At 58.1% G+C, this 23549-nt stretch carries 22 protein-coding genes and 2 pseudogenes; 11 read left to right on the forward strand and 13 right to left on the reverse strand.

Annotated elements, in window-relative coordinates; translation table 11 throughout:
- Nucleotides 1-46 precede the first annotated feature (46 nt).
- From ASD02_RS32355 to ASD02_RS32380, 5 genes are all read left to right on the forward strand, one after another.
- Entirely contained in the window at nt 47-967 is a 921-nt protein-coding gene (locus ASD02_RS32355) for an AraC family transcriptional regulator (protein WP_057221641.1), read from the forward strand.
- A gap of 202 nt (nt 968-1169) precedes the next feature.
- A complete protein-coding gene (locus ASD02_RS32360; protein WP_057218696.1) occupies nt 1170-1559 on the forward strand; it encodes a response regulator in 390 nt (129 codons plus the stop codon).
- Between the two features lie 449 nt (nt 1560-2008).
- Entirely contained in the window at nt 2009-2692 is a 684-nt protein-coding gene (locus ASD02_RS32370) for a glutathione S-transferase family protein (protein WP_057218631.1), read from the forward strand.
- On the forward strand, nt 2689-3033 hold the full coding sequence (locus ASD02_RS32375; protein ID WP_057209084.1) for a metalloregulator ArsR/SmtB family transcription factor: 345 nt from the start codon (nt 2689-2691) through the stop codon (nt 3031-3033). Before ASD02_RS32370 ends, ASD02_RS32375 begins: the two co-directional genes overlap by 4 nt.
- Nucleotides 3033-3497 carry an SRPBCC domain-containing protein gene (locus tag ASD02_RS32380; RefSeq protein WP_057221642.1) on the forward strand — a complete coding sequence of 155 codons (465 nt, stop codon included), beginning with the start codon at nt 3033-3035 and terminating at the stop codon, nt 3495-3497. The genes ASD02_RS32375 and ASD02_RS32380 overlap by 1 nt, the downstream gene beginning before the upstream one ends.
- Nucleotides 3498-4392: 895 nt before the next feature.
- Here the strand turns inward: ASD02_RS32380 and ASD02_RS32390 are convergent.
- Nucleotides 4393-4935: pseudogene (locus tag ASD02_RS32390) on the reverse strand (ATP-binding cassette domain-containing protein); the annotation flags it as partial.
- Nucleotides 4936-5743: 808 nt separating this feature from the next.
- Here ASD02_RS32390 and ASD02_RS32395 point away from each other — a divergent pair.
- Nucleotides 5744-6031, forward strand: a complete 288-nt coding sequence (locus ASD02_RS32395) for a hypothetical protein (protein ID WP_057221644.1) — start codon at nt 5744-5746, stop codon at nt 6029-6031.
- Nucleotides 6032-6398: 367 nt separating this feature from the next.
- Here the strand turns inward: ASD02_RS32395 and ASD02_RS32400 are convergent, their stop codons facing one another.
- The 5 genes from ASD02_RS32400 to ASD02_RS32420 all read right to left on the reverse strand — a co-directional run bounded on the left by ASD02_RS32400 (nt 6399) and on the right by ASD02_RS32420 (nt 10966).
- Nucleotides 6399-7478: a glycine betaine/L-proline ABC transporter ATP-binding protein gene (locus tag ASD02_RS32400; RefSeq protein WP_057221645.1), complete on the reverse strand. Its 1080-nt coding sequence runs from the start codon at nt 7476-7478 to the stop codon at nt 6399-6401.
- Nucleotides 7471-8358 carry a proline/glycine betaine ABC transporter permease gene (locus ASD02_RS32405; protein WP_057221646.1) on the reverse strand — a complete coding sequence of 296 codons (888 nt, stop codon included), beginning with the start codon at nt 8356-8358 and terminating at the stop codon, nt 7471-7473. Before ASD02_RS32405 ends, ASD02_RS32400 begins: the two co-directional genes overlap by 8 nt.
- Before the next feature lie 102 nt (nt 8359-8460).
- Nucleotides 8461-9462, reverse strand: coding sequence for an ABC transporter substrate-binding protein (locus tag ASD02_RS32410; protein ID WP_057221647.1), 1002 nt, complete (start codon nt 9460-9462; stop codon nt 8461-8463).
- Nucleotides 9463-9528: 66 nt separating this feature from the next.
- Nucleotides 9529-10329, reverse strand: coding sequence for a pyrroline-5-carboxylate reductase dimerization domain-containing protein (locus tag ASD02_RS32415; RefSeq protein ID WP_057218623.1), 801 nt, complete (start codon nt 10327-10329; stop codon nt 9529-9531).
- A 7-nt stretch (nt 10330-10336) separates the two neighbouring features.
- Nucleotides 10337-10966: a TetR/AcrR family transcriptional regulator gene (locus ASD02_RS32420; RefSeq protein ID WP_057221648.1), complete on the reverse strand. Its 630-nt coding sequence runs from the start codon at nt 10964-10966 to the stop codon at nt 10337-10339.
- A gap of 149 nt (nt 10967-11115) precedes the next feature.
- Here ASD02_RS32420 and ASD02_RS32425 point away from each other — a divergent pair, with 149 nt between their 5' ends.
- The 3 genes and pseudogenes from ASD02_RS32425 to ASD02_RS40180 form a co-directional block, all read left to right on the forward strand.
- Nucleotides 11116-13152 (forward strand): NADH:flavin oxidoreductase, encoded by a 2037-nt coding sequence (locus tag ASD02_RS32425; RefSeq protein ID WP_057218621.1) that lies wholly within the window; start codon nt 11116-11118, stop codon nt 13150-13152.
- Nucleotides 13153-13154: 2 nt separating this feature from the next.
- Nucleotides 13155-13760: a dimethylsulfonioproprionate lyase family protein gene (locus ASD02_RS32430; protein ID WP_057218620.1), complete on the forward strand. Its 606-nt coding sequence runs from the start codon at nt 13155-13157 to the stop codon at nt 13758-13760.
- A 34-nt stretch (nt 13761-13794) separates the two neighbouring features.
- Nucleotides 13795-14006: pseudogene (locus ASD02_RS40180) on the forward strand (hypothetical protein); the annotation flags it as partial.
- 47 nt (nt 14007-14053) lie between these two features.
- Here the strand turns inward: ASD02_RS40180 and ASD02_RS32435 are convergent.
- Nucleotides 14054-15139 carry a hybrid-cluster NAD(P)-dependent oxidoreductase gene (locus ASD02_RS32435; RefSeq protein WP_057221649.1) on the reverse strand — a complete coding sequence of 362 codons (1086 nt, stop codon included), beginning with the start codon at nt 15137-15139 and terminating at the stop codon, nt 14054-14056.
- Complete coding sequence (locus ASD02_RS32440) at nt 15129-16382, reverse strand: SRPBCC family protein (RefSeq protein WP_057221650.1); 1254 nt, start codon at nt 16380-16382, stop codon at nt 15129-15131. The genes ASD02_RS32435 and ASD02_RS32440 overlap by 11 nt, the downstream gene beginning before the upstream one ends.
- A gap of 121 nt (nt 16383-16503) precedes the next feature.
- On the opposite strand from ASD02_RS32440, the gene ASD02_RS32445 reads away from it, so the two are divergent.
- Nucleotides 16504-17415: a LysR substrate-binding domain-containing protein gene (locus ASD02_RS32445; protein ID WP_057221651.1), complete on the forward strand. Its 912-nt coding sequence runs from the start codon at nt 16504-16506 to the stop codon at nt 17413-17415.
- Nucleotides 17416-18111: 696 nt separating this feature from the next.
- On the opposite strand, the gene ASD02_RS38790 is transcribed toward ASD02_RS32445, so the two are convergent.
- Complete coding sequence (locus tag ASD02_RS38790; protein WP_156408515.1) at nt 18112-18312, reverse strand: hypothetical protein; 201 nt, start codon at nt 18310-18312, stop codon at nt 18112-18114.
- A gap of 297 nt (nt 18313-18609) precedes the next feature.
- On the opposite strand from ASD02_RS38790, the gene ASD02_RS32460 reads away from it, so the two are divergent.
- On the forward strand, nt 18610-18861 hold the full coding sequence (locus ASD02_RS32460) for a hypothetical protein (RefSeq protein ID WP_063978403.1): 252 nt from the start codon (nt 18610-18612) through the stop codon (nt 18859-18861).
- Between the two features lie 290 nt (nt 18862-19151).
- Here ASD02_RS32460 and ASD02_RS32465 read toward each other — a convergent pair whose 3' ends face one another.
- From ASD02_RS32465 to ASD02_RS32485, 4 genes are all read right to left on the reverse strand, one after another.
- Entirely contained in the window at nt 19152-19484 is a 333-nt protein-coding gene (locus tag ASD02_RS32465) for a YciI family protein (protein WP_057221654.1), read from the reverse strand.
- Between the two features lie 1056 nt (nt 19485-20540).
- Nucleotides 20541-21293 carry an ABC transporter ATP-binding protein gene (locus ASD02_RS32475; protein WP_057221655.1) on the reverse strand — a complete coding sequence of 251 codons (753 nt, stop codon included), beginning with the start codon at nt 21291-21293 and terminating at the stop codon, nt 20541-20543.
- Nucleotides 21287-22351 carry an iron ABC transporter permease gene (locus tag ASD02_RS32480; RefSeq protein ID WP_057221656.1) on the reverse strand — a complete coding sequence of 355 codons (1065 nt, stop codon included), beginning with the start codon at nt 22349-22351 and terminating at the stop codon, nt 21287-21289. Before ASD02_RS32480 ends, ASD02_RS32475 begins: the two co-directional genes overlap by 7 nt.
- 3 nt (nt 22352-22354) lie before the next feature.
- Entirely contained in the window at nt 22355-23485 is a 1131-nt protein-coding gene (locus tag ASD02_RS32485) for an ABC transporter substrate-binding protein (protein ID WP_057221657.1), read from the reverse strand.
- Nucleotides 23486-23549: the final 64 nt, after the last annotated feature.

A 23549-nucleotide genomic window follows, 5' to 3' on the forward strand; every position in this document is an offset into this window, starting at 1 on the left:
GGCACTACCTCTGGAGGATCCATCATCAAGGCGCCAAAGTACTGTCGTGATCGTCCAAAAGCCCAACGAAGATGCACTCTCATCCATTCTGGAATGTCTTGGCGCCCGAGCCCTCTGCTCGATGCGATTGGAGGCTGGCGGGAGTTGGGCCGTCCATTTTCCCTTGCCGCGGGTACTCAAGTTCGACTTTGTTCGGCGCGGCGAATGCTGGCTACGCCTCAGTGGCGCCGAGCCAGTGCGGATCAACGCTGGTGATTGTATCATCGTAGCCGGCGTCCACTATGAGCTTGCCAACGATCCGGATACGCCGGCCCTTCCTGCACAGGAGGTGTTTTCGCCAGCGGGACCCGCACAAATCGGCGCTGTGACGGACTTCACTGTCCTCGGTGGGACGCTTCAACTCGACGCTGGTGACGTTCTGTTCGTAACGGGCGTGTTACCTTCCGTTGTCGTAATACGGGCGGATGAAATGGCACCAGTAGGGTGGCTATTGGAGCAGCTGGATCACGAATGGGACAGCGGCAGGCCTGGAGCTCGACTGGCGAGTAACGACCTCATGCGCCTTGCTTTCATTCACGTATTGCGTGCGCATTTGGCGAAGCTCGACGAGGGCGTCGGATGGCTTCACGCTCTGATTGATCGAAACTTGGGCCCAGCGATGCGAGCCATTCACGCAGATCCGACTCGTGCCTGGACGGTCAGCGAACTGGCGCGCATCGCCGGGCAATCGCGGTCTGGGTTTGCGGCAAGATTTCGCGCTCATGTGGGATTGTCGCCAATGGACTATATCGCCCGTTGGCGGGTGAGATTGGCATCCGCCAAGCTCCGCGGAAGCAATTTGCCGATATCACATATCGGCCAGGAACTTGGATTTGCGACTGACAGTGGATTTAGTGCCATGTTTCGCCGGGTGACGGGCATGTCTCCCCGACAATACCGCCGGAAGCAGGCCGATCTGCACACATGATCGAGGTGACATAGTTCTCCGGAGTGATAGGGCTCCTGGAAGAAGGAACCAATCGCCAAATGCCTCGTTCACCTTAAGATTGTTTTAACGAGAAGTGCCGTGACAATGCGTTGTGCTTTCGCTAGCCATTGGTGCAGGTGGAGAAAGTTGCATGCCGCAGTCTGTTCAAGTGACAGTGCATGGCCAGGAGGACCGTTCATCCATGGCAATCGATGGGGAACAGGAACAGCAGGCAAGTAAACAGAGACCCGTCGTTGCAGTCGTCGATGACGATCCGGTTGTGCTCGAAGCGCTGGAAGACTTGCTGGAATCTGCCGGTTATTCTGCGCGCGGGTTCCCGTCTGCCGCGTCTTTGCTTTCCAACGGTCTCTCCGGGTTGGATGTCATAATCACCGATATTGGAATGCCAGGAATGGATGGCTTTGAACTCTGCGATGCCGTGAACTCTGTTCGGCCGGAAATGCCGGTTTTCTTGATGACCGGCCGCCACGACATTGAAGGCAAACGGAGCGAAACATCGAACTTGGGGATTTTCCGCAAACCGTTCGACACCCGAGTTCTTCTTGCGGCGGTCAAAGACGCATTAGCTTGACGAGATGAAAGCGAAGGGATGCCGGCGACAATGTGCGAGCCGCTTTCCACTCGGCAAGATCTCTCTTGCCTGCGCGTGGCGCAGACCCGAAGCGTTCCAGATCTTTCTGCCGATGGATCGCAAGCCAGTCCTTGAGGTTGGAGATGCGCAAGTTCGCGCCGGGCGTGCGCGGGCGCTGCATCGCCCGGTGCGCTTCCTCCAGTCCTCCGGCAACGGCTTGGCTGGATGCCAAGAGGGCAGCCGCGACCAGCAGATTCGGCAAGAGAGCCGAACGGCATGGGCAACATTGTCGGACGCGCCTTCCGTTTTCGGGTGATCGGACCGGTGCTACTCCCTGCAGTCTATCGCCATTCGAAATCGCAAAAAGGTTTCCAAGAAAGGAAACTGTTGTTGCGTCGATGGAAGGGCAGGTCTATAAGTTTCCAATGTTGGAAACTTAGGAGTGACCCATGCTGACGCTCTACATCCACCCACTTGCCTCCTTCTGCCACAAGGTTCTCATAAGCCTTTATGAAAGCGAGCTGGTCTTTGAGGCAAGGACGGTGGATTTCTCCGATCCGGGATCGGCCGCAGCGCATTTTGAACGTTGGCCTGTCGGGAAGATTCCCGTGTTGCATGATAGCGCAACGGGTCGCGTCGTGCCCGAGACGAGCATCATCATTGAGTATCTGCAGACGCGATACCCCGAGCAATTCCGCTTCCTCCCTGACGACGCACGGCTGCGGCTGGACACGCGGCTCTGGGATCGCTTCTATGATCTCCATGTTAGTGTGCCCATGCAGAAGATCGTCACGGACCGGATCAGGCCGGCCGGAGCCGGAGATCCGTACGGAGTTGCCGAGGCGCATGAGGCGCTCGAGACGGCCTATGCAATGATCGAGACGCAGCTATCGGGAAAGGCCTGGGCGGTGGGTGACGACTTCACGCTGGCGGATTGCGCCGCCTTCCCAGCCTTGTTTTTCGCATCCGTCGTTCATCCGATTGGAGGCGTGAGGCCCGCGTTGTCCTCCTATCTGGATCGGCTCCTGTCACGCCCGTCGGTGGCGCGTGTAATGGACGAGGCACGTCCCTTCTTCCGGTTTTTCCCTTATAAGGAGGCCCTGCCAGAGCGCTTCCGGGAGAAGACTGAATGAAGAACACACCGCAGACGAATTTCGATCGGATGTTTCATGCTCTCTCGGATCCTTACCGAAGAGCCTTCATCGAGCAGCTTTCGAAGGGACCGGCCGCGGTGAAGGAACTCGCTGCACCAGCGGCCGTGCAACTTCCGGCGGTCCTGAAGCACCTTCGTGTCCTCGAGGAAGGCGGCATCGTCATCTCCGAAAAGGTCGGCCGCGTGCGGACCTACCGGATGCGCCCAGACGCCTTTCGTGCAGTGGGCAACTGGATCGATGAGCGCCAGAGCGAGATGAACGATGCCTTCGATCGACTGGCTATTCTGATGGCGCAAACACCGGAAAAGAAGGATCACTGATGGGAGTCAATGTCGACCACCGCACGTTCGTCATCAAGCGCGCACTGCCGGGTAGCCCCGCTCACGCATTTCGCTTTTGGTCTGATCGTGCCTTGAAGCGACAATGGAATGCCTGTCATCCCGACTGGCATGTGCTGGAAGATCGGTTCGACTTCCGAGTCGATGGTTGCGAACGCTTGGTCTGGCGCATGCCCCAGGGGATCGTTCAGGAGATGACTGCTCATTTCCTCGAAATCGCCGAGCGGCAACGCATAGTTTATGCCTATACGATGCGGACAGATGGCCGAAGCATTTCTTCATCTCTTGTAACCGTGGAGTTCGAAAGCACTCCTACAGGAACCGAGATGACCTTCACCGAGCAAGCCATGTTTGCAGATGTCAAGCACGCAGAGAGAAGAGAAAGTGGCACAGGCGTTGGATTTGATCGGCTGTACCAGGCTATGGAAGCTGCCTCGGTTGGGTGATGGGCCTGAACTCCCGCTTTTGGTGCAATACGGGCTTTTGTCGTGCAATTTCTGTTTTTACTTACGCATCATAGCAGTGGCATGCTTCCGTTCCTCGAAGCGCGCATCTGACCGGGCTCGGATCAGCTTGGCGGGGGCGCCTCAAACAGAACCTACGTGACGCGCCTTGATGGTCCAACGCCGCCTAGCCTTCGCTACCGGTGGCGCTGTTGCACCTCGCGCCCGCCATATTGCCCGTCCGTGACTTTTCCTTCGAGCGCGGCATCAGTTCGATCTGGACATCTTTCAGGGGCACGTTGAATGCAAACGGTGGTTTGTATTCAAGTGCGACGGGCTGACCGTGTCCGCGCTGATGCCAAAGGTGTCGATGCCGAAACGGTCACCAACGGTTTTTCGATTTTGCCTTCGGTGACTTTCTTGTCACATAGATCGCGGCTGATTCAGCCTTGCTGCACTCGTAGAGGTTTGGCCGCTGTCGTCCAAATCGCCCCCCTCGCTGAGAGGTGTTGCTGCGATTGTCTTGATTTGTCGAGCGAGAGCCGCAAGCTTTTTTGCGAGATCCTGTAATTCGATCGGTGAAGCCGCGCGCTCGCGGGTGTCCTTGACGCTAGGTCCGTGCACGGTGTCCTCCTCTCCCATTGGACATAAGCACAATGTATATTTCAAAAACGGAATATAAGACTACCTCCCAAAACGCGCTATGATCGCGGTACACAGCCAATGGTTTATTTTGCAAAGGTGGCTGTCGCGTTGCCTCGCTATGGCTTGAAGTAGCCGGCTTTCGACGTAAGCGACCGGCATAGGCCGAGCCGAACTTTCTAGAGGCGTCAGCGATGACAGATGCTGGAAAACGATGGCGCTTGTAGCTAACAGGGGGCCGGATAATCGTCGCCAGTTATAAGCAAACAAAATCATGGCAGGTTAACGTGAGATCATCGCGACGAGGAATGTAGCCACGACTGCCGTTGATCAGGGTGCGGGTGTAGGGGTGGATAACGGCCCGCTTGATCAGCTGCCGCTTTTCCGCAACTTCGACGAAGCCACCATCCTGCATCATGGCAATGCGGTCGCACAGGTGAGCGACCACGGCGAGATCGTGGGTGACGAGGATATATGTCAGCCCTTCTCGCTCACGCAGATCTTTCAGCAGGTTCAGGATCTCGGCCTGGATGGACACGTCGAGCGCCGACGTCGGTTCATCGAGCAGTAGAATGTGGGGTGACAGGATAAGCGCCCGGGCAATGGCCACGCGCTGGCGCTGGCCGCCGGACAGCTGATGCCGGAACCGATATCGAAAATTCTGTGGCAAACCAACATCTTCGAGTGCTTTGTTCACCCGTTCCTGGCGCCGATCCAGCCCATGGATCTCCAGTGGCTCCAGAAGCGTGCGACCGATCGCGTGCCGCGGGTGGATGGAACCGAATGGGTCCTGAAACAGCTGCGAGCCTAATCACCGGCGCGAACCTGCTGGGTGGACGGTGGATGATCCGTCGCCTGAGGCGGGCTGCGTTCGACGAAGTTGGGTTAATCTCGGGAAGGTGATCGTCGAGGGCGAGGACCGGTATGGCGAGGGCGTCAATGTCGCGGCCCGGCTTCGACAGGTGGCAGACCGGGCGAGATATGGTCTCGGCAAAGGTCACCAGAGGTTGAGAATAAGCTGGCTTCCGGGCTCGAGCCGATGGGCGCAGAAGGTGAAGAATATCGCGGAACCGGTGCAGGCTTTCCGCGTCATCCTTGAAGGACAAGTTCCACGCCAATCAAAGCGCATGGGCTGTTCGTCGAATGCATAAAACAGCGCCTGGCCGACGACGCGCTTGGCGCCACGCCCGCCGAGCGCTGCCTGAGGGAACCTTTCCTTTGGTTTCGATTTGAATCTTTAGAAAGACGACAAAATTGGAGACCAGCTGTGGACTTCGAGACGATCGGCCGTCGGCGTCTGATGATGCGCTTGCCGGCGTATCGACGGCAGCTAGAAACGCTGAAAATCCCAGCCCTAAAGGACCTCCTAAAGGCCTACGGGTTCGCGGCCATTCAGAGGGACCAGGTGCGTGCGGTTGAAGGCCACAAAACGCGCCATGTAAACCCGACTGGATTGCGACTGCGCGAGGATCGAGATGGATGTTGTTGGGCTGCTCACGAATGTCGCCGCCCGGGCCGTAAAGGCATAGACCCTCACCAGGAACTTTTCTTAGCAGTCAGAGTTGGACCGCTGCGGTTACTGCTTGTGGCCAAAACGGAGCAAGAAAATGAACCTGGAAAAGATCGGCAGAGCACGCATGATTCTACGGCTGCCTGCCTACGGGCGCTTACTTTCCGAGTTAAGAAGCCGATCGATGATCGAGATTTTCATTGCCTATGCCGAGGCGTCAATCCAACTCGATGTGCTGCGCAGTACCGACACTCCCGATGGGGTCTTGATTGAAGAATACGACCAGATTTGCTTGAAGATCGAAAACAGTATCGAGCCATATTTGAGGATGCTGACCGAGCAAAGTCTTACAAGTCACGCGACCAAAGAAACGCAGGCGCGATAGCACGCACCAACTACCCGGGAACCGCAGTAGGAAGCAGCTAAACTTAGCCGCGTTGGATCTGAACGAGAATGGGGTTCGGCAGGATCGTTACGCGGAATGCCAGAAGTTGCCCGGGGGGGTCAAAACGGCCGCAGATGAACCGGCATTGGTTCGACGACAATCATCGCGGCGATCCCGATTGCCCGTTCTGTGTAGTAGGCTGCATGACGTTCCGTCGGGCGGCCCTCGACCGCCGTGTTTGCCGTCTGTGCGCCCCCGGCGGCGAGGGGATAGGGATTGAGTTGGTAGTGCCTCGGCCACCTCGCGCTTTTCGGGGCAAAGGCCGGCCACCCGGAGCATGCAGCGTTTGGGCGACCGACCAGTCATGTCACGCGGCGGTAGCTGCGACCGTCATTGTGCGATCGTAGGCTTCATGCGCATTGACCATCGCACCGGCCAGCTGGCGAAACGTGACGGTGCCGAGAGGCTTGCCGGAAGAATCGACGACGGTGATGTCGCCTTCGGGTGCAGCTGTGAGCGCACGTACCGCCTCTTCGATCGTGAAATCGGCGGGAATCCGTTGCCCGCTATCGACAGCGCCCGCCCCAAGTGGCGTCATGATGGCCTCGACATGCACGACGCGGCCCCGGTTCACCTCCTTCACGAAGTTCGCGACATAGTCGTCGGCGGGTCTCAACACGATATCCTGGCTGGTCCCCTGCTGTATGACCTCGCCGTCGCGCAGAATGGCGATCTGGTCGCCGAGTCTCAAAGCCTCGTCGAGGTCGTGGGTGATGAAGACGATCGTCTTCTTGATCTCCTTTTGCAGGTCCAGAAGCACCGTCTGCATATCCGTGCGGATGAGCGGGTCGAGTGCCGAATAAGCCTCATCCATCAAGAGCACCGGTGCGTCGTTGGCAAGCGCCCGGGCAAGGCCGACGCGCTGCTGCATGCCGCCCGACAGCTGGTTCGGGTACTTCTGCTCGAAACCTCTGAGCCCGACGCGCTCCAGCCATCGCATGGCGGTATCGATGCTCTGCGCGTGAGACACACCCTGGATTTCAAGGCCGAAGATAGTGTTGTCGAGCACGCTGCGGTGCGGAAGAAGGGCAAACTTCTGGAATACCATGGCCGTCTGGTGACGACGGAATTCGCGCAAATCCTTATCCAGCATCTTCACCACATCGATGCCGTCGACGAGGACTTCGCCGGCTGTCGGGTCGATCAGCCGGTTGATGTGGCGGATGAGCGTCGATTTGCCCGATCCGGAAAGCCCCATGATCACCTGAATGGAGCCCGACGGCATTTCGATGTTGATGTCGCGAAGTCCGAGCACGTGTCCGTGCCGCTCATTCAGTTCGGTCTTGGTCAGACCGCTCCTGACGGCCTCGACATGAGCCTGCGCATTCGGCCCGAAGATCTTGTAGAGATGGCGGATCGCGATGCCGCCGAAAGCATGGTCAGCCATGGACAACCTCCCGATGCTTCTGGAGCCGTTCACCATAGGCCTGACTGACACGGTCGAACATGATAGCAATGCCGACGATGGCAAGGCCATTGAAGATGCCGAGCGTGAAGTATTGGTTCGCGATCGCTTTGAGCACCGGCTGGCCAAGACCTTGAACGCCGATCATCGAAGCGATGACGACCATGGCGAGCGCCATCATGATGGTCTGGTTGATGCCGGCCATGATGGTTGGAAGCGCTAGGGGCAGCTGCACCTTGAAAAGCTTCTGTCTGTTGTCAGCGCCAAAGGCGTCGGCCGCCTCCAGCACATCCTTGTCGACGAGACGAATGCCGAGATTGGTGAGCCGGATCATCGGCGGGATGGCATAGATGACAACGGCGATCAGACCGGGAACCTTGCCGATGCCGAGCAGCATGACGACGGGGATCAGGTAAACAAAGCTCGGCATGGTCTGCATCACGTCGAGCACGGGATTGACGATCCGCTGGACCTTGTCCGAGCGCGACATCAGAATGCCCGTCGGCAGTCCGATCGCGATCGACAGAACGGTGCACACGAAGATCATCGAGATCGTCCGCATCGTGTCGTCCCACATGCCGAAGTAGCCGATCAACAACAGCGTCACGAGACAGCCGCCGACGATCCGCAGGCTCCTCGTGGCTGCCCAGGCGATGACCAGGATCAGGAGCGTGATGATCGGCCAAGGCGTCTTGGTCATGAACCGATCGGCGGCGATCAGAAAATGCTGCAGGGGCGTGAAGAAGCCCTCGATCAGGTCGCCGTAGCTGCGCGTAAAGCCGCGAAAAGTCTCGTCGATGACCTTCTTCAGATCTCGAAGTGCGTTGTCGTTCATGTGAGGAAATTGATAAAACCAGTCCATTCGGTTCCCCTTCTCGAAAGAGCCGATCCGTTCTTGTTGTTATATCGGCACGCACGGTGCGGTGTGCCGAAAGCGCACCGCACCGGCGTTCGGCAGTGGTGATTAAAGCGCAGCCTCGATCTTGGTGGCGGCCTCCGGGGAAACCCACTTCTTCCAGATATCCGGGTTTTCTTCGAGGAAGTGCTTGGCACCTTCTTCGCCGCTCGCCTGGTTGTCGGTCATCCAGGCCATGAGCTTGGCGATCGTCTCATTGCTCCAGGAGCGTTTGTTGAGATAATCCATGACCTCGGGGCCTGCCTTTTCGGAAAAGGGCTTGGCGACGAGCGTAACGATCGTGTCGACCGGCCATGCGCTGGGTTTGGGGTCGGTGCATTCGGCAACCGTAATGCAGCGCTTCCACTCGGCCGGATTGTATGGCACGCCGGCTTGCAGCTGCACCATCTCGTATTTGCCGAGAAGGGCGGTCGGCGCCCAGTAGTAGCCGACCCAGCCTTCCTTGCGTTCGTAGGCCTTGGCGATTGAACCGTCGAGACCTGCGGCGGATCCGGTGTCAACGAGAGTCCAGCCGGCTTTTTCAGCTTCGAAGGCCTTGTACAGCTGTGCGGTTACGACGGTGCCTCCCCAACCCTGCGGCCCGTTGAAGATTGCCCCCTTGCTCGGGTTTTCAGGATCCTTGATAAGATCGGGATGTTTCAGGAGGTCGGGAATTGTCTTGATGTCGGGGTGGGCATCGGCAAAGTACTTCGGGATCCACCAGCCTTGGATGCCGCCGTCGGGAAGGGGAGAGCCAACCTTGACGATGCGACCTTCCTCCGTACCTTTCTTGACCACGTCGGGCAGCAGATCGATCCAGGCTTCCGGCGCGATATCAGGCTCGCCTTTTTCCGCCATCGACGTGATGGTTGGGACGGTGTCTCCGATGGTGATCTCGGCGCTGCAGCCGTAACCTTCATTGAGGATGATCTTGTCGAGGTTGGAAATTACCTCGGCACTTTGCCAATTCATGCTGGCGATTGTGACGCCGCCGCAGTCCGCAGCATTGGCGAGCGACGAACCAGTGACGGTTCCAAGAAACAGGCATGTCGATGCAAGCAAGCGTTTCATTATCGTTCCCTCTTTTGGCGGCTTATCTTTTGAAAGCGGAGTGCCGCGGAACCCGCCCTTACGGCGCTAGGAGGCTTCCCCCATGCCAACCGATTTCCTCAATGCAGCCGTCAACCCGCGCGAAACGGCATCATCGAACCCGGCCGCGCGCATCTCCTCGATCGCGGCAGCTGTGGTGCCGCGATAGTCAAGGAAGGTCTGGACTGTTTCACTGGGACAGTCGTCCCGCTGTTCCAGCAGCCGGCCCGCACCCACCATGAGGGTGTTGACGGCCCGCTTGGCGATCTCGGGCGACAGTCCATGCGAGATGGCGTCTGTCATCATCGCTTCGGCGAGCAGCGCCGGAAAGGCGGGCCCCGATCCGGTGAGGCCGGTCAGATAGTCGATTTCCGCCTCTTCGCACACTTCATCTTGAGAGCCGCAGGCATCGAATATAGCCCGCACGATCGCCCGATCATCTTTTCGCAAGCCGGCCGTGGCGATCCAAGGCGTGTAGGACTTTCGAACTTCGGCCGCCGCATTCGGCAGGGCACGAACCACACGGTCCGTCCGGTGGTGCGCACAAAGAGCGCTCAGGCGAATACCCGCCATGACGGAGATGAGAAGCTTGCCTTCGGCATCGACGTTCAGGGTGGGCCAGTCCGCCGGGCGGACGGAGAGAACGATAACGTCAGAGCGGTCGGCGAGTGCCTGGTTGTCTGATGTCCAGGAGGAGCGGTTGAAACGGTAGGGACGCTCGCGGCGATAGGAGAGGGACAGGTTTTCAGGTTCAACGACGCCTGCGCCGACAATGGCTTTGGCTATTGCGCCGCCCAGCCATCCGGCACCACCAAGTACGCCAACCCTCAAAGGTCCGCCCGTTTCCATTGTTCTCTCACTCTGCTTTGTAGCCATGCCGGGCGTAGAAGCGGTCGAGCTCCCTCTGCTGCGGCGTTTGTCCGGTATAAATCGCGATGTAATCCGGAATGCGCCTCATACGGAGCGCCAGGTCCTCCTTGGACTGCATCGAGATGTATCCAATCTGGACCAGGTAGGTTGTTCGCGCGCGAACATCCGCTGGTCCCGCCTCGTAGCCGAAACGCATGAACATGCGGCCCAGCGCCTCCATTCTGACCTGATCGGCCTGCTGGACTTCGGCCAGTATCTCCGGCGATTGCAGCGCCCAGCTACGAACGGCGAATTCGAACTGGGAGTCAAACAGGTCCTTGCTCACCCAGCAGTCGAAAACGTTCAGCATCGCCTCGGCCAGGGACTCCGCATAGGCTTCGGATTGCTTGACGAGGTTACCCGTATTCTTCTCCCTCCAGCGCGCAATGAGAGCGTTCAACAGTTCCTCGCGGTCCTTGAAGAACCAATAGAAGCTAGTCCGGGAAAGATTGAGCCGTTTGGCCAACGGCAGGATCTTCACCGACTCCACGCCAGACTCGAGCAGGGCGTCGTAGGCCGCTTCGAGCCACCCCTCCTGAGAACCGCGCCAGCCAGTGTCACTCATCGCCTGTTCCATGATTACCTCCTAACAAATCCAAAGGACTGCTTCAAGCAAAATGTACACGAGTGTCGAAGTTCCAAACTACGGTGTTTTTGTTTGTTGACACTTGTGTACATTTTCGCTTACCGTTGCGAATTAAAGTCCCTTAAACCGGAGCCCCTCGCATGTCGAACGATCCCCTGCTTCAGCCGTTTCAGTTGAAGCATTTGACCCTGCGCAACCGCATCATCGTCACGTCCCACGAGCCTGCCTACCCAGAAGACGGTATGCCGAAGGGCCGCTACCGCGCCTATACGGTTGAACGGGCGAAGGGCGGTGTGGCGCTGACGATGACTGCCGGCTCAGCTGCAGTCTCGAAAGACAGCCCCCCGGTCTTCAACAATCTGCTGGCTTACAAGGACGAGATCGTGCCGTGGATTAGGCAGATGACGGACGCTGTGCACGATGAGGGCGCCGCGATCATGATCCAGCTCACTCATCTCGGCAGGCGCACCCGCTGGGACAAGGGCGACTGGCTCCCGGTCATTGCACCCTCGCACCATCGCGAAGCCTCACACCGCGCGTTTCCGAAGAAGATCGAAGACTGGGATATCGAGCGCATCATCAAGGACTTCGCTGACGCGGCCGAGCGTATGAAGGCCGGTGGTATGGATGGCGTCGAACTTGAAGCCTACGGCCATCTCATTGACCAGTTCACCTCGCCGCTCACCAACGAGCTCGATGGTCCCTATGGTGGTTCGCTCGACAATCGCTTGCGTTTCTGTTTCGACGTCTTCAAGGCAATGCGTGAAAGGGTCGGTGACGACTTCATCCTGGGCGTTCGCTACACAGCCGACGAATGTCTTCCCGGCGGGACCGGAATGAGCGAAGGCATTGAGATCTCAAAACGCCTTCGCGACAGCGGCCTTATAGACTATCTGAATGTTATTCGCGGCCATATCGATACGGATGCGGGTCTGACCGACGTCATCCCGATTCAGGGTATGGCAAATTCGCCGCATCTTGATTTCGCGGGCGAGATCCGCGCCGCGACCAATTTTCCGACGTTCCATGCAGCCAAGATTCCGGATGTGGCAACCGCGCGCCACGCAATCGCGTCGGGCAAGGTGGACATGGTCGGAATGACCCGCGCCCACATGACCGACCCGCATATCGTGCGAAAGATCATGGAAAAGCGAGAGGATGATATCCGCCCCTGTGTCGGCGCCAACTACTGTCTTGACCGCATATATCAAGGTGGCATGGCCTTCTGCATCCATAATGCTGCGACCGGCCGGGAAGAAACGATGCCGCACCGGATCCCGAAGGCGGTGGTCCGCAAGAAGGTCGTAATTGTGGGGGCGGGCCCAGCTGGCCTTGAAGCCGCTCGCGTCTCTGCGGAGCGGGGGCATGAGGTCGTCGTTTTCGAGGCCGCGAACAATCCGGGCGGCCAGATCCGGCTTACGGCCCAAAGCGAGCGCCGACGGGAAATGATCAGCATCATCGACTGGCGCATGAACCAGTGCGAAAAGCTCGGCGTCACCTTCCGGTTCAACAACTGGGCCGAGGCTGACACCGTGCATGCCGAAGCGCCCGATGTTGTCATCATCGCGACAGGCGGACTGCCGCATACGGAGGTTCTTTCGAAGGGAAACGAGCTTGTCGTTTCCTCCTGGGACATCATCTCGGGTGATGTAAAGCCGGGAACCAACGTGCTCATCTTCGACGATGCGGGCGATCATGCTGGTCTTCAGGCTGCGGAGTTCCTCGCCAGGGCCGGTGCGAAAGTCGAGATCATGACGCCGGACCGTTCCTTCGCGCCGGAAGTCATGGCGATGAACCTCGTTCCCTACATGCGCTCGCTGCAGAAACTCGATGTCACCTTTACCGTCACCTACAGGCTGGAGGCGGCAGAGAAGAGCGGCAATCAGATCATCGCGCATGTCGGCAGCGACTATGGCGGCGTGGCCAAGCAGCAGACCTTCGATCAGATCGTCGTCAATCACGGCACCATTCCGCTCGATGACCTCTATTTCGAACTGAAGCCTGGTTCGAGGAACCTCGGCGAAGTGTCCTACGACGACCTGATTTCTGGAACGCCGCAATCGGTTGAACGCAACCCGGAAGGTGCCTACCAACTCTTCCGGATCGGCGATGCGGTCGCGGCGCGTAACACGCATGCGGCCATCTACGACGCGCTGCGTCTTGCCAAGGATCTCTAACGATGGCGCGGGTCGACGCTCTGCAAGCTTTTCTGGATGCGGCTTTCGTCGCGTTCGACCAATTCGCTCAGGATTTAAGGGCGCGCCGGTCCGTCATGGAGATATTTGCCCAACTCGAAGCGCCACAACCCCAACGCTTGAACATCGGAAAGCGCCTTCCGGTGTGCAACCGACATATCGAGAGCGTTCTGGCAACGAAAACCTGGCGACCGTCACTGGATGCGCTGATTGAGCGCTTCGCGGACCTTGAGCCGATGCTCGAATGGAAGTGGCGCTCCGTCTACGATCATACGGCAAGCGAGAATTTCCTGATGAGCCACGCCAATACGATGATCGTCGGACCGGGTGGCTTGGAGGACCGAAGTGACCTATGGCTTGGAGCGACGCTGATGGCGCCGAACGTGCGTTATCCCGATCACGACCATGCCCCGGAAGAAATTTACCTGGTTCTGTCGGAGGGAGAGTTTCAGCATGGCACCTCCGAGTGGTTCTCACCCGGGGTCGGAGGCTCGTTTTACAATCCACCTGGTGTCCGGCACGCCATGCGCTCCGACGAAACGCCGTTGTTCGCCTTCTGGGCGTTGTTGCCTGATCGCCCGAGACATTGAAGTGAACGGCTCGGGTGCAACCGAGCGCAGGAGGAACATTGCCGATAACCATGCCTGCGGCTGCACCAAGTGCTGAAGCCCGATGGTGCTGTTCTCGGACGTCGCCGCCGCCCCGACAGACAAGGTCGAGATACGAGAAAACGGCGACGAGAGCTTGGTATTGAGGCCTATGACTGCCACAACACTGGCCTCATGGGACCCGTCGCCACCTGGACGGCAAAGAAGAGTGGCGCGCTCGCGGCCTGACAAGCTAAGGCCCGACAATGAACCCGTGTCCCGATTCTCGGATGATGCTAGCGATCGATGACGAGATCGCTCAGCGGCTTCGAACAGCAAGGCAGAAAGAGTCCGGCATCTATCTCTCGTTGCCGGATGCCGCCATTGTGGTTCATCTCGACCGAGCCGGATACGAGTTTCGACTTGCATGTGCCGCAAACGCCATTCGAACAGGATGAGGGAAGCTTTACTCCTGCCTTTTTTGCGCAGGCGAGCACGGTCTGCTCACCTGCAACCTCGATCTTGCGAGCCTGTTTGGAAAATTCGACCTGGAATGTTCGGGTGGCGGGCTGTTCGACGTTAGGAATATCCACGTCGTCGATCACCGCTGCATCGAAGCTCTCCTCGATATAGTTGGACGCCTGAACGCCCAGTTCGGCCGTGATCGCGCGCGCCGCCGCCATGAACGGCGCAGGGCCGCAGCACATGATGATGCGTTCAGCGACGTCGGGAACCGCGAGTTGCATATATGCAGCCGATATGCGTCCCGTCAGACCGTGCCAATTGGCCTCACCGGAAACGACTTCCGGCAGAAACTGCAGTCGCAGGCCCTTCACTCGGTTGGCCAGATTGCCGAGTTCGTTGCGAAAGATGAGGTCCTTCGGGGTCCGCGCCGCGTGCATGAAGACAACATCGGCGGGTTCGCACGTGTCTGCCAACTCGCGGACCATCGCCATGACCGGGGTAATCCCTGATCCTCCGGACAGAAACAGATACTTCCGGCCGTTCGGCCGAACGAAGTGGCCGAGAGGACCGTTTGCCTTGACCTTGGCGTTGACGACGAGCTTGTCATGAAGCCAGTTCGATATCTTGCCGCCGGCGACGCGTTTGACCGTGACCGAGAACGCATTGCTGCGCTTCGGGGACGACGATATGCTGTAGCACCGGCTTTCCGGCTCGCCATCGACATCGAGGTCGAACAGGAAATATTGACCGGCTTCGAAGGCAAAACGTTTGCCCTCGGGAGACGCAAAGGTGAAGGTCTTCACGTCGTGCGTTTCCTGATGGACATCCACGCAGACCAGATCTTCATCCCTGTCGCGGCTCCACAAGTTGTCAGGCTCAAGACGCCCGACCGGAGAAAAGGAGCTCTTAATATCCATGGGCACGCATCCGGTCGATGTACCACGACGTGAACTTGTCGAGGTTGGTTTCGGAGAAGGGTGAGTAGGGGCCTGGCACATAGGCTGGATCTTCGATCCCGGCGTGCGAGCGGGCGACGAGTTCGGCGTCCTGCTCGGTCGTGGCGATCCAGACGTTGGTCAGCTTTTCGAGGTCGTAATCGATGCCTTCGACCGCATCCTTGTGCACGAGCCATTTCGTCCGCACGAGCGTTTTATCCGCTGAGAGCGGTATGACGATCGAAACGACGGCGTGGTCGCCCATGAAGTGGTTCCAGCTGTTGTGGCCCCAGAGGTGCATATCGCCGAGATCCTTGCGCAATATCGTGCCGAGCAGCTTTGCCGAGGCTGCGGTCGCGTCGGGGGTCTGGGATTCGCCAGCACCCGAAATGACGAGCCGTTGCGTTCGGAAATTAGTGGTGCAGTTCACCAATTGCTCGACCGCTGCAGATGGATACCCGTCTGCCTCCCACCGCTTGGTGCGTTCCGCATAGAGCGAGAAATGCTCCTCGGCCTGGGCGCGATCTTCCAGGCTCAAGGCGTCCGGGTCGAAGCCGAAATCGAGGTCGACAAAGGAGACGCAGAGTTCGGGATGGTTAGCGGAGCAGTGGTAGCATTCACGGTTGTTTTCGATCGTGAGCTTCCAGTTGCCCTGTTCGATGACATCGGATTCGTACGCGACCTTGGCGTTGCTGATATCGTAGGGTGCAAGGCGTTCGGCCATGACGTCGATGAGGCGCTCGATATCTTCGGGCGGATTGTCCGATAGGCAGACATAGATGAGGCCGCCAACCGACTTGAATGCCGCCGCCTTGAGGCTGCGGCATTCCTTGTCGAAGTTCTTGCCCATATGAGGCGCGTAGCTCAGCTCGCCCGTCAACTCATAGGTCCAGGTATGATAGGGACAGACGAGCTTCGAAACGATCGTCTTGCCCGGATCCAGCAGACGTGAGCCGCGGTGACGGCAGACGTTGTGCATGACGCGGATATCGCCGTCGTCGTCGCGAAGGACGATGAGGCTCGTCTTGCCGATATCAATAACGGATGCATCGCCAGGCTCCGGCACATCGCATTCAAGGCCGATACAGATCCAGTGCCGGCGGAAGAACACCTCGAGATCTGCCTCGAACACGTCCTCGCGTGTGTAAAGGCCGGCTGGAAGTGAATGTCCTTCAGCCCTTGCGTCCAGGAGGGCCGATATGGGAGAAGCAAATGTCTGCAGCATAAATCCACCTTATGTTCCGATCGAAAGGCCGAGGGGCTGAAAGACAAAATCGCTCAACTATTCTGGTCGCTCAACGGCATAAATATGCGCAGGTGACATTACCAAATGTAATGGAAGACAGATGTCGAACCTGAGGAAGAAACTACCGCCGCTCACCGCCTTGACGGCATTTGAAGCGGCGGCCCGCTTGTCCAGCTTCACGCGCGCGGCGACGGAGCTCGGTGTTACTCAGGCTGCCGTAAGCCGGCAAATCCATTTGCTGGAAGAAGATTTCGGTTTCCCCTTGTTTCGGCGGCTCCACCGCAAGATCGAATTGACGGAGAAGGGCAAGCTGCTTTCAGCAGCGGCCGGCGACGCGTTCAATCTGATTGCCGACACCGTAGCCGACCTCCGATCTGAAGGCCCGGATGATGAGTTGGCCATCTCGGCGACCATTTCCTTCTCGCACTTCTGGCTTCTGCCAAGGATCGCCGCGTTTTCTCGCGCCCATCCCGAAATCAAACTTCGCATCATTACGCAGGATGCCCGAACAAGCATCGAGACGAGCGATGTAGACCTGGCGATCCGCTACGGAACCGGTACTTGGTCGGACGGTCAGGCGGAGCTATTGTTCGACGACGAAGTTTTCCCGATTTGCAGCGCAGATTATTTGCTCACGGCTGGCGAGGTCCGCACACCGCAAGATCTTGTCGGCCATCCTTTGATATCAAGCGATACGGAAGATCCTACATGGACGGGCTGGGAGGAGTGGCTAGCGGCCTTTTCCGTGAAGGCGCCGAAAAAGGCCCGAGGCCTTCGATGCAGTTTCTACATCGAGGCCATTTATGCCGCAATGAACGGGCAAGGCATTGCGCTCGGTTGGAATCGTCTAGTGGCCGACCTTATCCAGCAAACTCGCTTGGTCCGTCTTACTGATGCATCCATCCGCACCAGGGCGGCCTACTTCGTCGTCGTTCCAACAAGGAAGCCAAAAAAAGAAAGTGGGAGACTGTTCATTGAGTGGCTGCGCGAGGTTTCCGCTTCCGCGGGTTGACGATTCTTACGAGTGTGTTGGGCCTGCCGTTCCTCTCCATCTCGAAGCGGGTTCGGGGTTGGGTTCCCGATAAGACAAGCGCTTGTTGCGGACTGCCAGCCTAGCCTTAGGCACGCCATTTGGCAGGCGCACCAAAACCCGCGACAATGTGAAAAGTTCCGGCATGGGACTTCAGTCTGATCGGCCCTTGGCAAAAGTCTGAGGTCGATTGTTGGGAAGCCGCGTTGCACTAAATTTCTCAATTAGCCCATGTCGCTGAAGACCCTCACAAAAAAGCCATGGGTTTGTAACGGTGCCAGAGCGGCTCTTCCGTCCCTTCGGCTGCTCTGGTGCTGTTACCTCGGTTCGAGGAGACCATGGGAGATATCAGGATGCATGAAAGACATAGCTATGGGCAGCCGGAAAAAACCGCATCAACCGGGTTGCCCATCGGTGTGATGCTTCTCTCGGTAGCAGCGATAGCCGTTTACCTGATCGTTGGAGGCGAAATTCTCAATGACAATAGCCGGGCCGTCGCCGTGTACCTTCCTAAGGTAGAGGCGAAATAGCCTTACTCAGGGCCAAGGGAGGCGCGGAATGAGATTGTTAAAGCTAGGGCGGGCTCGCCTGGGGATGGCGCTACCGCGCCATCGTGGGTGGTTGCTCGCAACCAAGGACCGGCGATTGGACGATCTCTTTGAATCCTACGCGCTGGCATCAACGACGCTCGACAATCTCCGGCGTGAGATGCCCCATCGAGAGGCGCTTATAGACGAATACGAGGAAGTCTGCCGGGACCTGCAGGTAGATGTAGTTACGCTGCTCGCCCTGTTGGAGGAGCGAACCTTGCAGCGAAGCTAGCAGCTTGCCGGGGAGAAGGCTTTTTAAGCGCTCAGCTCGATAGCGTTGTTGCAGCACCCGCAAGCTCCAATGTCGCTGCCGGCATTGTAAATGCGGTAGTTGCATCTAGATCCATAGAAAAATTGTCGACGAAAACAAACTCGGCGCAGTACAGCGCAGGGGCCGTTCGCGCGTCCCGTAATTCAAATAGAAGGCCACGCTTGGCGCGTGAAACGCGGTGGGCACCGGACTTCTCAAGGTGGGTTTGACCGTCCATGACCGGCCAGGCCTGGCTCCTGTTAACCTTTCGTTAACCATATATCCGGAACCTCCAGCCCTGGGGCTTTCCGCAATCTCTTACGGAAGGAAAACAGCATGAGGCTCGTGACACTGTCGGGAAGAATTATGGAGAACAGCCACCATACCTTGATCGTGATGAGAGATGGCAGCACCTGTCAGGCGGTCTGCGTGGTCAATGACAGCGCGATTGGCGATATTCGTTCCAAGCTTACGACGCTTGAGAGGATTGCCAGCCGCAAGCTCGATGGCGGAGAATTGGCATTCGACGGCCACATTTGGATCACCGCTTCCGATCTGCCCGAGAGGACAGATGCCGTGCCGCATTGATCATCGTTGATCGTACTTGCCCCAAAAGGCCCAACATCCAGACTAGTTGCGGCACCTGCGGAAGGGGCCGGACGAGGTTCGACTTGCGATGAAGCGTAACGGCAAGATCGTCGAAGCTGTCGAGGGGTACACGGCCGTGAGCAAGCACTGTGGAACCCACACCCTGGTCAATGACAGTGATCTCGAGGTGCGGTCGGGCGAAATCCATCATCTGGCCGAGCGGTTTGCACGAAACGACCCTGCCAGTGCATCGGCGATGCTCGTGGCTGCTGAAGACGTTGCGGCTCGGATCAAGTTGCCTGTTTCAATGGCCAAACTTCAACGACGCCATGCGCAACCGCACAGGGCACGCACGAAACCTTTTTGATAGCTTCGCTCAGGTCGGCAGCTTCGATGATGGCGAAACCGGCGATCGGCAAGGCGGACGACATGAACGGTCCATCGCGGGTTTCCACGCCGTGAGCGTCTGGATTGCGAACCTGCACCGGTTCGCCAGCGATCCCCATCACAGCGCCGTCGGACCGAAGTTTGGCGTCCTGGGCGTGCGCGGCGTCTCTGGCGGACTTGGGCGTGCGGTCGTAGTCGGCCGGATCGCCATATCCGATTGTGATGAACTTGGGCATTGTCTCGTCTCCTTTCAGTCACGAAACCACCGACGGTCCGTCCTCGAACATGATGCCCCGCAGGAACACCACTTCACGGAACGCCTCTGCGGCCATTTCAATCGGGCAAATGGATCACACCTCCGTCCCCGCAGGATCGCAAATCTGCTTGCATAATGCAACCGGAGTCTGACGCGCCGGAGCTTGTGCAGATGGCCGACGATCAGTCTTTGATCGCAAAAGGCGACGCGAAAAAAGTCAACCTTACCCGGCTTCGAATTCTCAACGTTTTCAGCCTAGTCCGCCGATCTGTTAATTTGAACGCTCAGACGGAGCTTCAACTGTATCCGTATGAGAAGCGGCCATTTGCATTCTGTGAAATCCTTCAAAGCGCTTGCCGCGTCTTGCTCGCTGCATCGCGGCAAGTCTGCAGAATGTCCTCTTTCTGCAAGCTGCGAGTGGTCCCGCAGACAAAGCACTGGAACACCTCTCTCGTCTCCATGCCCGAGATTGTGAGTCTCTCGCGCATGCCGCACCTCGGGCACTGAATTTGAAAGCTGTCGGAGCGATCCACGGCTGCCTCCCGCTTGCTTCAGAGTTGAACAATCAACTGGCTCACCGAAAGGTAATTTCAAGATGACCTACTGCCCGCCGCTGGATTGGCTCCAGCCGGTGAAGATGTATCGTATCATCGCGGATGGGAGCGTCGAAGCCTATCGACCTCTGATCCCGACAACGAGCACGCTCATTTCGCCAGGGAACTAGCAACACGGCCCACGTTGACTATGCCGCCCACACGCTGGGCTGCAATACCGGCGCGATCGGCGTTTCACTGGCCTACATGGCTGGAGCGATCGAAAGCCCGTTACCCGCAAGATCCCGATGTAATCGCGCACCCGCAGCTTTCTACGAAATCCCGGTCCGGAGGCGATCCTGTCGCATGCGGAAGGCAACCAAGCAGGCCGGTGAGTGCGATCTCACCCGGCTTCCGTTCCGCCCCCAAGGTGATCGCTTAGGCCTATGCACCATCACACGCGCCGTGAAGCCAAAGTCACTGCCATTTGCCAGCGGCTCGGACTAGATCGGGCCGTCGACGATCACCAATGCACGGCCCTGCGAGCAATTCTCGATGCGGGCATTGACCTGGTAGATTTCCTGCAACATCGGAGTGGTGATGACGCTTGCGGTCTTGCCGCTTGCAACCATTGTTCCATTGGCTATGACGATGGTGTTTTCGCAATAACGCAGGGCATGGTTGAGGTCGTGAAGCGCGATGAGAACGATCATGCCTTTGCGGCGAGCAAGGTTGGAAACAAAACTCAGCACGTCAACCTGGCGGTGAAGGTCAAGAGCCGAGGTCGGTTCGTCCATCAGCAGCACTTCGGGCTTGCGGATTAGCGCCTGGGCGAGGGAGACCAACTGGCGCTGTCCGCCGGAAAGTTCGCCGAGGCCGCGAAACGCAAGCGCGTCGATCCGTAGTGCCTTCAAAATGCTGTCGATTTCATCGAGCTCGTCATTGTGAACGCGCCAGCCGCTGCCTTGCTTTGCAGATAGGAGAATAGATTCATATACCGTCAAGACAGCGTTTGCGCCGGTGTCCTGCGGCATGTAGCAGATGCTCGTTTGCGCGCGCTCGGTGTCAGACAGATGGACGAGACCTGGCCCGGAAATAAGCGACGCTATGCGTTTGAAAAGTGTCGACTTGCCCGCAGCGTTCGGGCCAATCACGGCGGTCATACTGCCTTTTTCCAGAATGTCGGTACTGACGCCGGAAAGGACAGAACTGCGGCCATACATGGCGCCGACTTTATCAAGTGCGAGCGCTACCATGCGCGCCTCCGATTGCTGAAGATCAGGACGAAGAAGAACGGTACGCCGATGAGGGCGGTGATCACACCGATCGGCAAAATCGCACCAGGGATGATCATCTTACTGACGACCGATGTCGCCGAGAGCAGCAGCGCGCCGCAAATAACCGAGCCCGGCAGGAAGAAGCGCTGGTCCTCGCCGACGAGTATGCGGGCGATATGGGGTCCGACCAGGCCGACAAAGCCAATAGTGCCCACGAACGACACCGGGATGGCAGCAAGCAGGCTGACGATCATCATCGTCTGCAGGCGCAGTCGACGCACGTTCACGCCCATGCTGGCTGCCTTATCATCGCCGAGACGAAGCGCCGTCAATGCCCAGGCGTCCTTCATCAGGAACGGGACCATCGCAACCAGAATGGCCCCAGTAAAGTAAACCTTCGGCCAGGTCGCCTTGGTGAGGCTGCCCATTGTCCAGAACACCACCGCTGCAAGCGCCTGTTCAGAGGCCAGATATTCCAGCAAGGAAAGTGCGGCGTTGAACGTGAAGACAAGCGCAATGCCGAGAAGCACGATCGTTTCGACGCTGACGCCGCGCATTGTCGAGGCGAAATGGATGAAGAGGGCTGCCACCATCGCCATCAGGAAGGCATTGAGTGGAACCATGTACTGGATCGCTGCCGGAAACAGCGCGACGCCACCGACCAATGCCAACGCAGCTCCGAAACTGGCTGCAGCGGAAATCCCGAGCGTGAAAGGGCTGGCAAGCGGATTGGAAAGGATCGTCTGCATTTGGGCGCCCGCAACCGATAGGGAGGCGCCTACCGTCACTGCCATCAATGCAATCGGCATGCGGATATCCCAAACGATGACGCGCAGCTGTTGCGCGACGGCCGCCGGGTCGAGCATTGCCGACAGGACGTCCGAAAGTGGGTAATTTGCCGGCCCGAGCGCCATGTCGAGCGATATGCTGAAGCACAATGCAATGACAAGCAAGCTCAAGATGGCAATTCGGCGAAAAGCGAGGGCGCGATATAGATCGCGTCCCGTTGACTCGGTGGTCGCAGCCTCGATCGCCATGGATCATTCATCCTTGAGCGAGACGAAGTATCCCGGCTTGTAATCGAGCGGCAGGAAGCGCGCGTGCAGTTCCTTGAATGTCGCTTCGGGGTCAAGGTCGGCAAACAGTTCCGGATGCAGCCACTTGGCGATCTCCTGGATTGCAACGAACTGATACGGATTGTTATAGAACTGATGCCAGATGGCGTGGACATTGCCGGCCGCGACAGCCTTGACGCCGGTAAAGGCTGGACGCTTGGTCAGCGCTTCAAGCTTGCGATGGGCTTCCTTCAGATCGGCACCGTAGCCGACACCGACCCAGGCACCCCCTGGAACATACTTGTCCCAGTTGCCGCCGGTAATGATGATCTGGTCCGGATTGGAGGCAATCACCTGCTCCGGATTGACCGTACCGAAGGTGCCGGGGATGATGTCCTTTGCGATGTTGATGCCACCGGCGATCTCGACCATCTTGCCGAAATTCTCGTTGCCAAACGACATGCAGCAATCATCGGAATATCCACCGGCACGCTCGACGAACACCAGCGGTTTCTTCGCGTCGGCCTTCGCCAGCACGCCCGTGACCCGCTCGATGCTGTCGGCGCGGAACTTGATGAAGTCTTCGGCGATTGTTTCCTTGCCCATCAGCTTGCCCATGATGCGCATGCTCGGCTCGGTGTTTTCCATCGGCTTTTCACGGAAGTCGACATAGACCAGTGGGATGCCGACCTTGCCGAGCTTTTCGATGTAACCAGCTTCTTCCGTGGCAGTCTTGGCGTCGACGTTCATGAGGATCACGTCGGGCTTAAGTGCGACGGCTTGTTCGATGTCGAAGGTCCCGTCCTTCATGCCGCCAAACGTCGGCAGCTTGGCGATTTCCGGGTATTTTGCCAGATAGGCTTCGTAGGATTCAGGGTCGGCTTTCGGCAGGTCGTCGCGCCAGCCTACAACGTGTTCGAACGGAGCTTGCCTGTCGAGCGCAGCAAGGAAATAGATCTGCCGGCCTTCGCCGAGAATCATGTTCTTGACCGGAGCTTCAACTTCGACGTCGCGTCCGGTCACGTCCTTGATGGTAATCTTGTCGGCGAAAGCCGGCCAGGTAGCGGTGGCAAGTAGACCCATTGCAAGTGCGGCTGCTTTGGCTTTAATGCGCATCGAATTTCACTCCGTGGAAACTGCGATGCCTGTATTATTTTATGACTTTAACAGTCAAGTTATA

Source organism: Ensifer sp. Root1252 (assembly GCF_001425885.1).
Classification (GTDB): domain Bacteria; phylum Pseudomonadota; class Alphaproteobacteria; order Rhizobiales; family Rhizobiaceae; genus Ensifer; species Ensifer canadensis.

Bases quoted from the DNA above. Each gene is read 5' to 3' on its own strand.
- ASD02_RS32360 (WP_057218696.1), top strand. From the start codon at position 1,170: ATGGCAATCGATGGGGAACAGGAACAGCAGGCAAGTAAACAGAGACCC.
- ASD02_RS32370 (WP_057218631.1), top strand. From the start codon at position 2,009: ATGCTGACGCTCTACATCCACCCACTTGCCTCCTTCTGCCACAAGGTT.
- ASD02_RS32375 (WP_057209084.1), top strand. From the start codon at position 2,689: ATGAAGAACACACCGCAGACGAATTTCGATCGGATGTTTCATGCTCTC.
- ASD02_RS32380 (WP_057221642.1), top strand. From the start codon at position 3,033: ATGGGAGTCAATGTCGACCACCGCACGTTCGTCATCAAGCGCGCACTG.
- ASD02_RS32395 (WP_057221644.1), top strand. From the start codon at position 5,744: ATGAACCTGGAAAAGATCGGCAGAGCACGCATGATTCTACGGCTGCCT.
- ASD02_RS32400 (WP_057221645.1), bottom strand. From the start codon at position 7,478: ATGGCTGACCATGCTTTCGGCGGCATCGCGATCCGCCATCTCTACAAG.
- ASD02_RS32405 (WP_057221646.1), bottom strand. From the start codon at position 8,358: ATGGACTGGTTTTATCAATTTCCTCACATGAACGACAACGCACTTCGA.
- ASD02_RS32410 (WP_057221647.1), bottom strand. From the start codon at position 9,462: ATGAAACGCTTGCTTGCATCGACATGCCTGTTTCTTGGAACCGTCACT.
- ASD02_RS32415 (WP_057218623.1), bottom strand. From the start codon at position 10,329: ATGGAAACGGGCGGACCTTTGAGGGTTGGCGTACTTGGTGGTGCCGGA.
- ASD02_RS32420 (WP_057221648.1), bottom strand. From the start codon at position 10,966: ATGGAACAGGCGATGAGTGACACTGGCTGGCGCGGTTCTCAGGAGGGG.
- ASD02_RS32425 (WP_057218621.1), top strand. From the start codon at position 11,116: ATGTCGAACGATCCCCTGCTTCAGCCGTTTCAGTTGAAGCATTTGACC.
- ASD02_RS32430 (WP_057218620.1), top strand. From the start codon at position 13,155: ATGGCGCGGGTCGACGCTCTGCAAGCTTTTCTGGATGCGGCTTTCGTC.
- ASD02_RS32435 (WP_057221649.1), bottom strand. From the start codon at position 15,139: ATGGATATTAAGAGCTCCTTTTCTCCGGTCGGGCGTCTTGAGCCTGAC.
- ASD02_RS32440 (WP_057221650.1), bottom strand. From the start codon at position 16,382: ATGCTGCAGACATTTGCTTCTCCCATATCGGCCCTCCTGGACGCAAGG.
- ASD02_RS32445 (WP_057221651.1), top strand. From the start codon at position 16,504: ATGTCGAACCTGAGGAAGAAACTACCGCCGCTCACCGCCTTGACGGCA.
- ASD02_RS32460 (WP_063978403.1), top strand. From the start codon at position 18,610: ATGAGGCTCGTGACACTGTCGGGAAGAATTATGGAGAACAGCCACCAT.
- ASD02_RS32465 (WP_057221654.1), bottom strand. From the start codon at position 19,484: ATGCCCAAGTTCATCACAATCGGATATGGCGATCCGGCCGACTACGAC.
- ASD02_RS32475 (WP_057221655.1), bottom strand. From the start codon at position 21,293: ATGGTAGCGCTCGCACTTGATAAAGTCGGCGCCATGTATGGCCGCAGT.
- ASD02_RS32480 (WP_057221656.1), bottom strand. From the start codon at position 22,351: ATGGCGATCGAGGCTGCGACCACCGAGTCAACGGGACGCGATCTATAT.
- ASD02_RS32485 (WP_057221657.1), bottom strand. From the start codon at position 23,485: ATGCGCATTAAAGCCAAAGCAGCCGCACTTGCAATGGGTCTACTTGCC.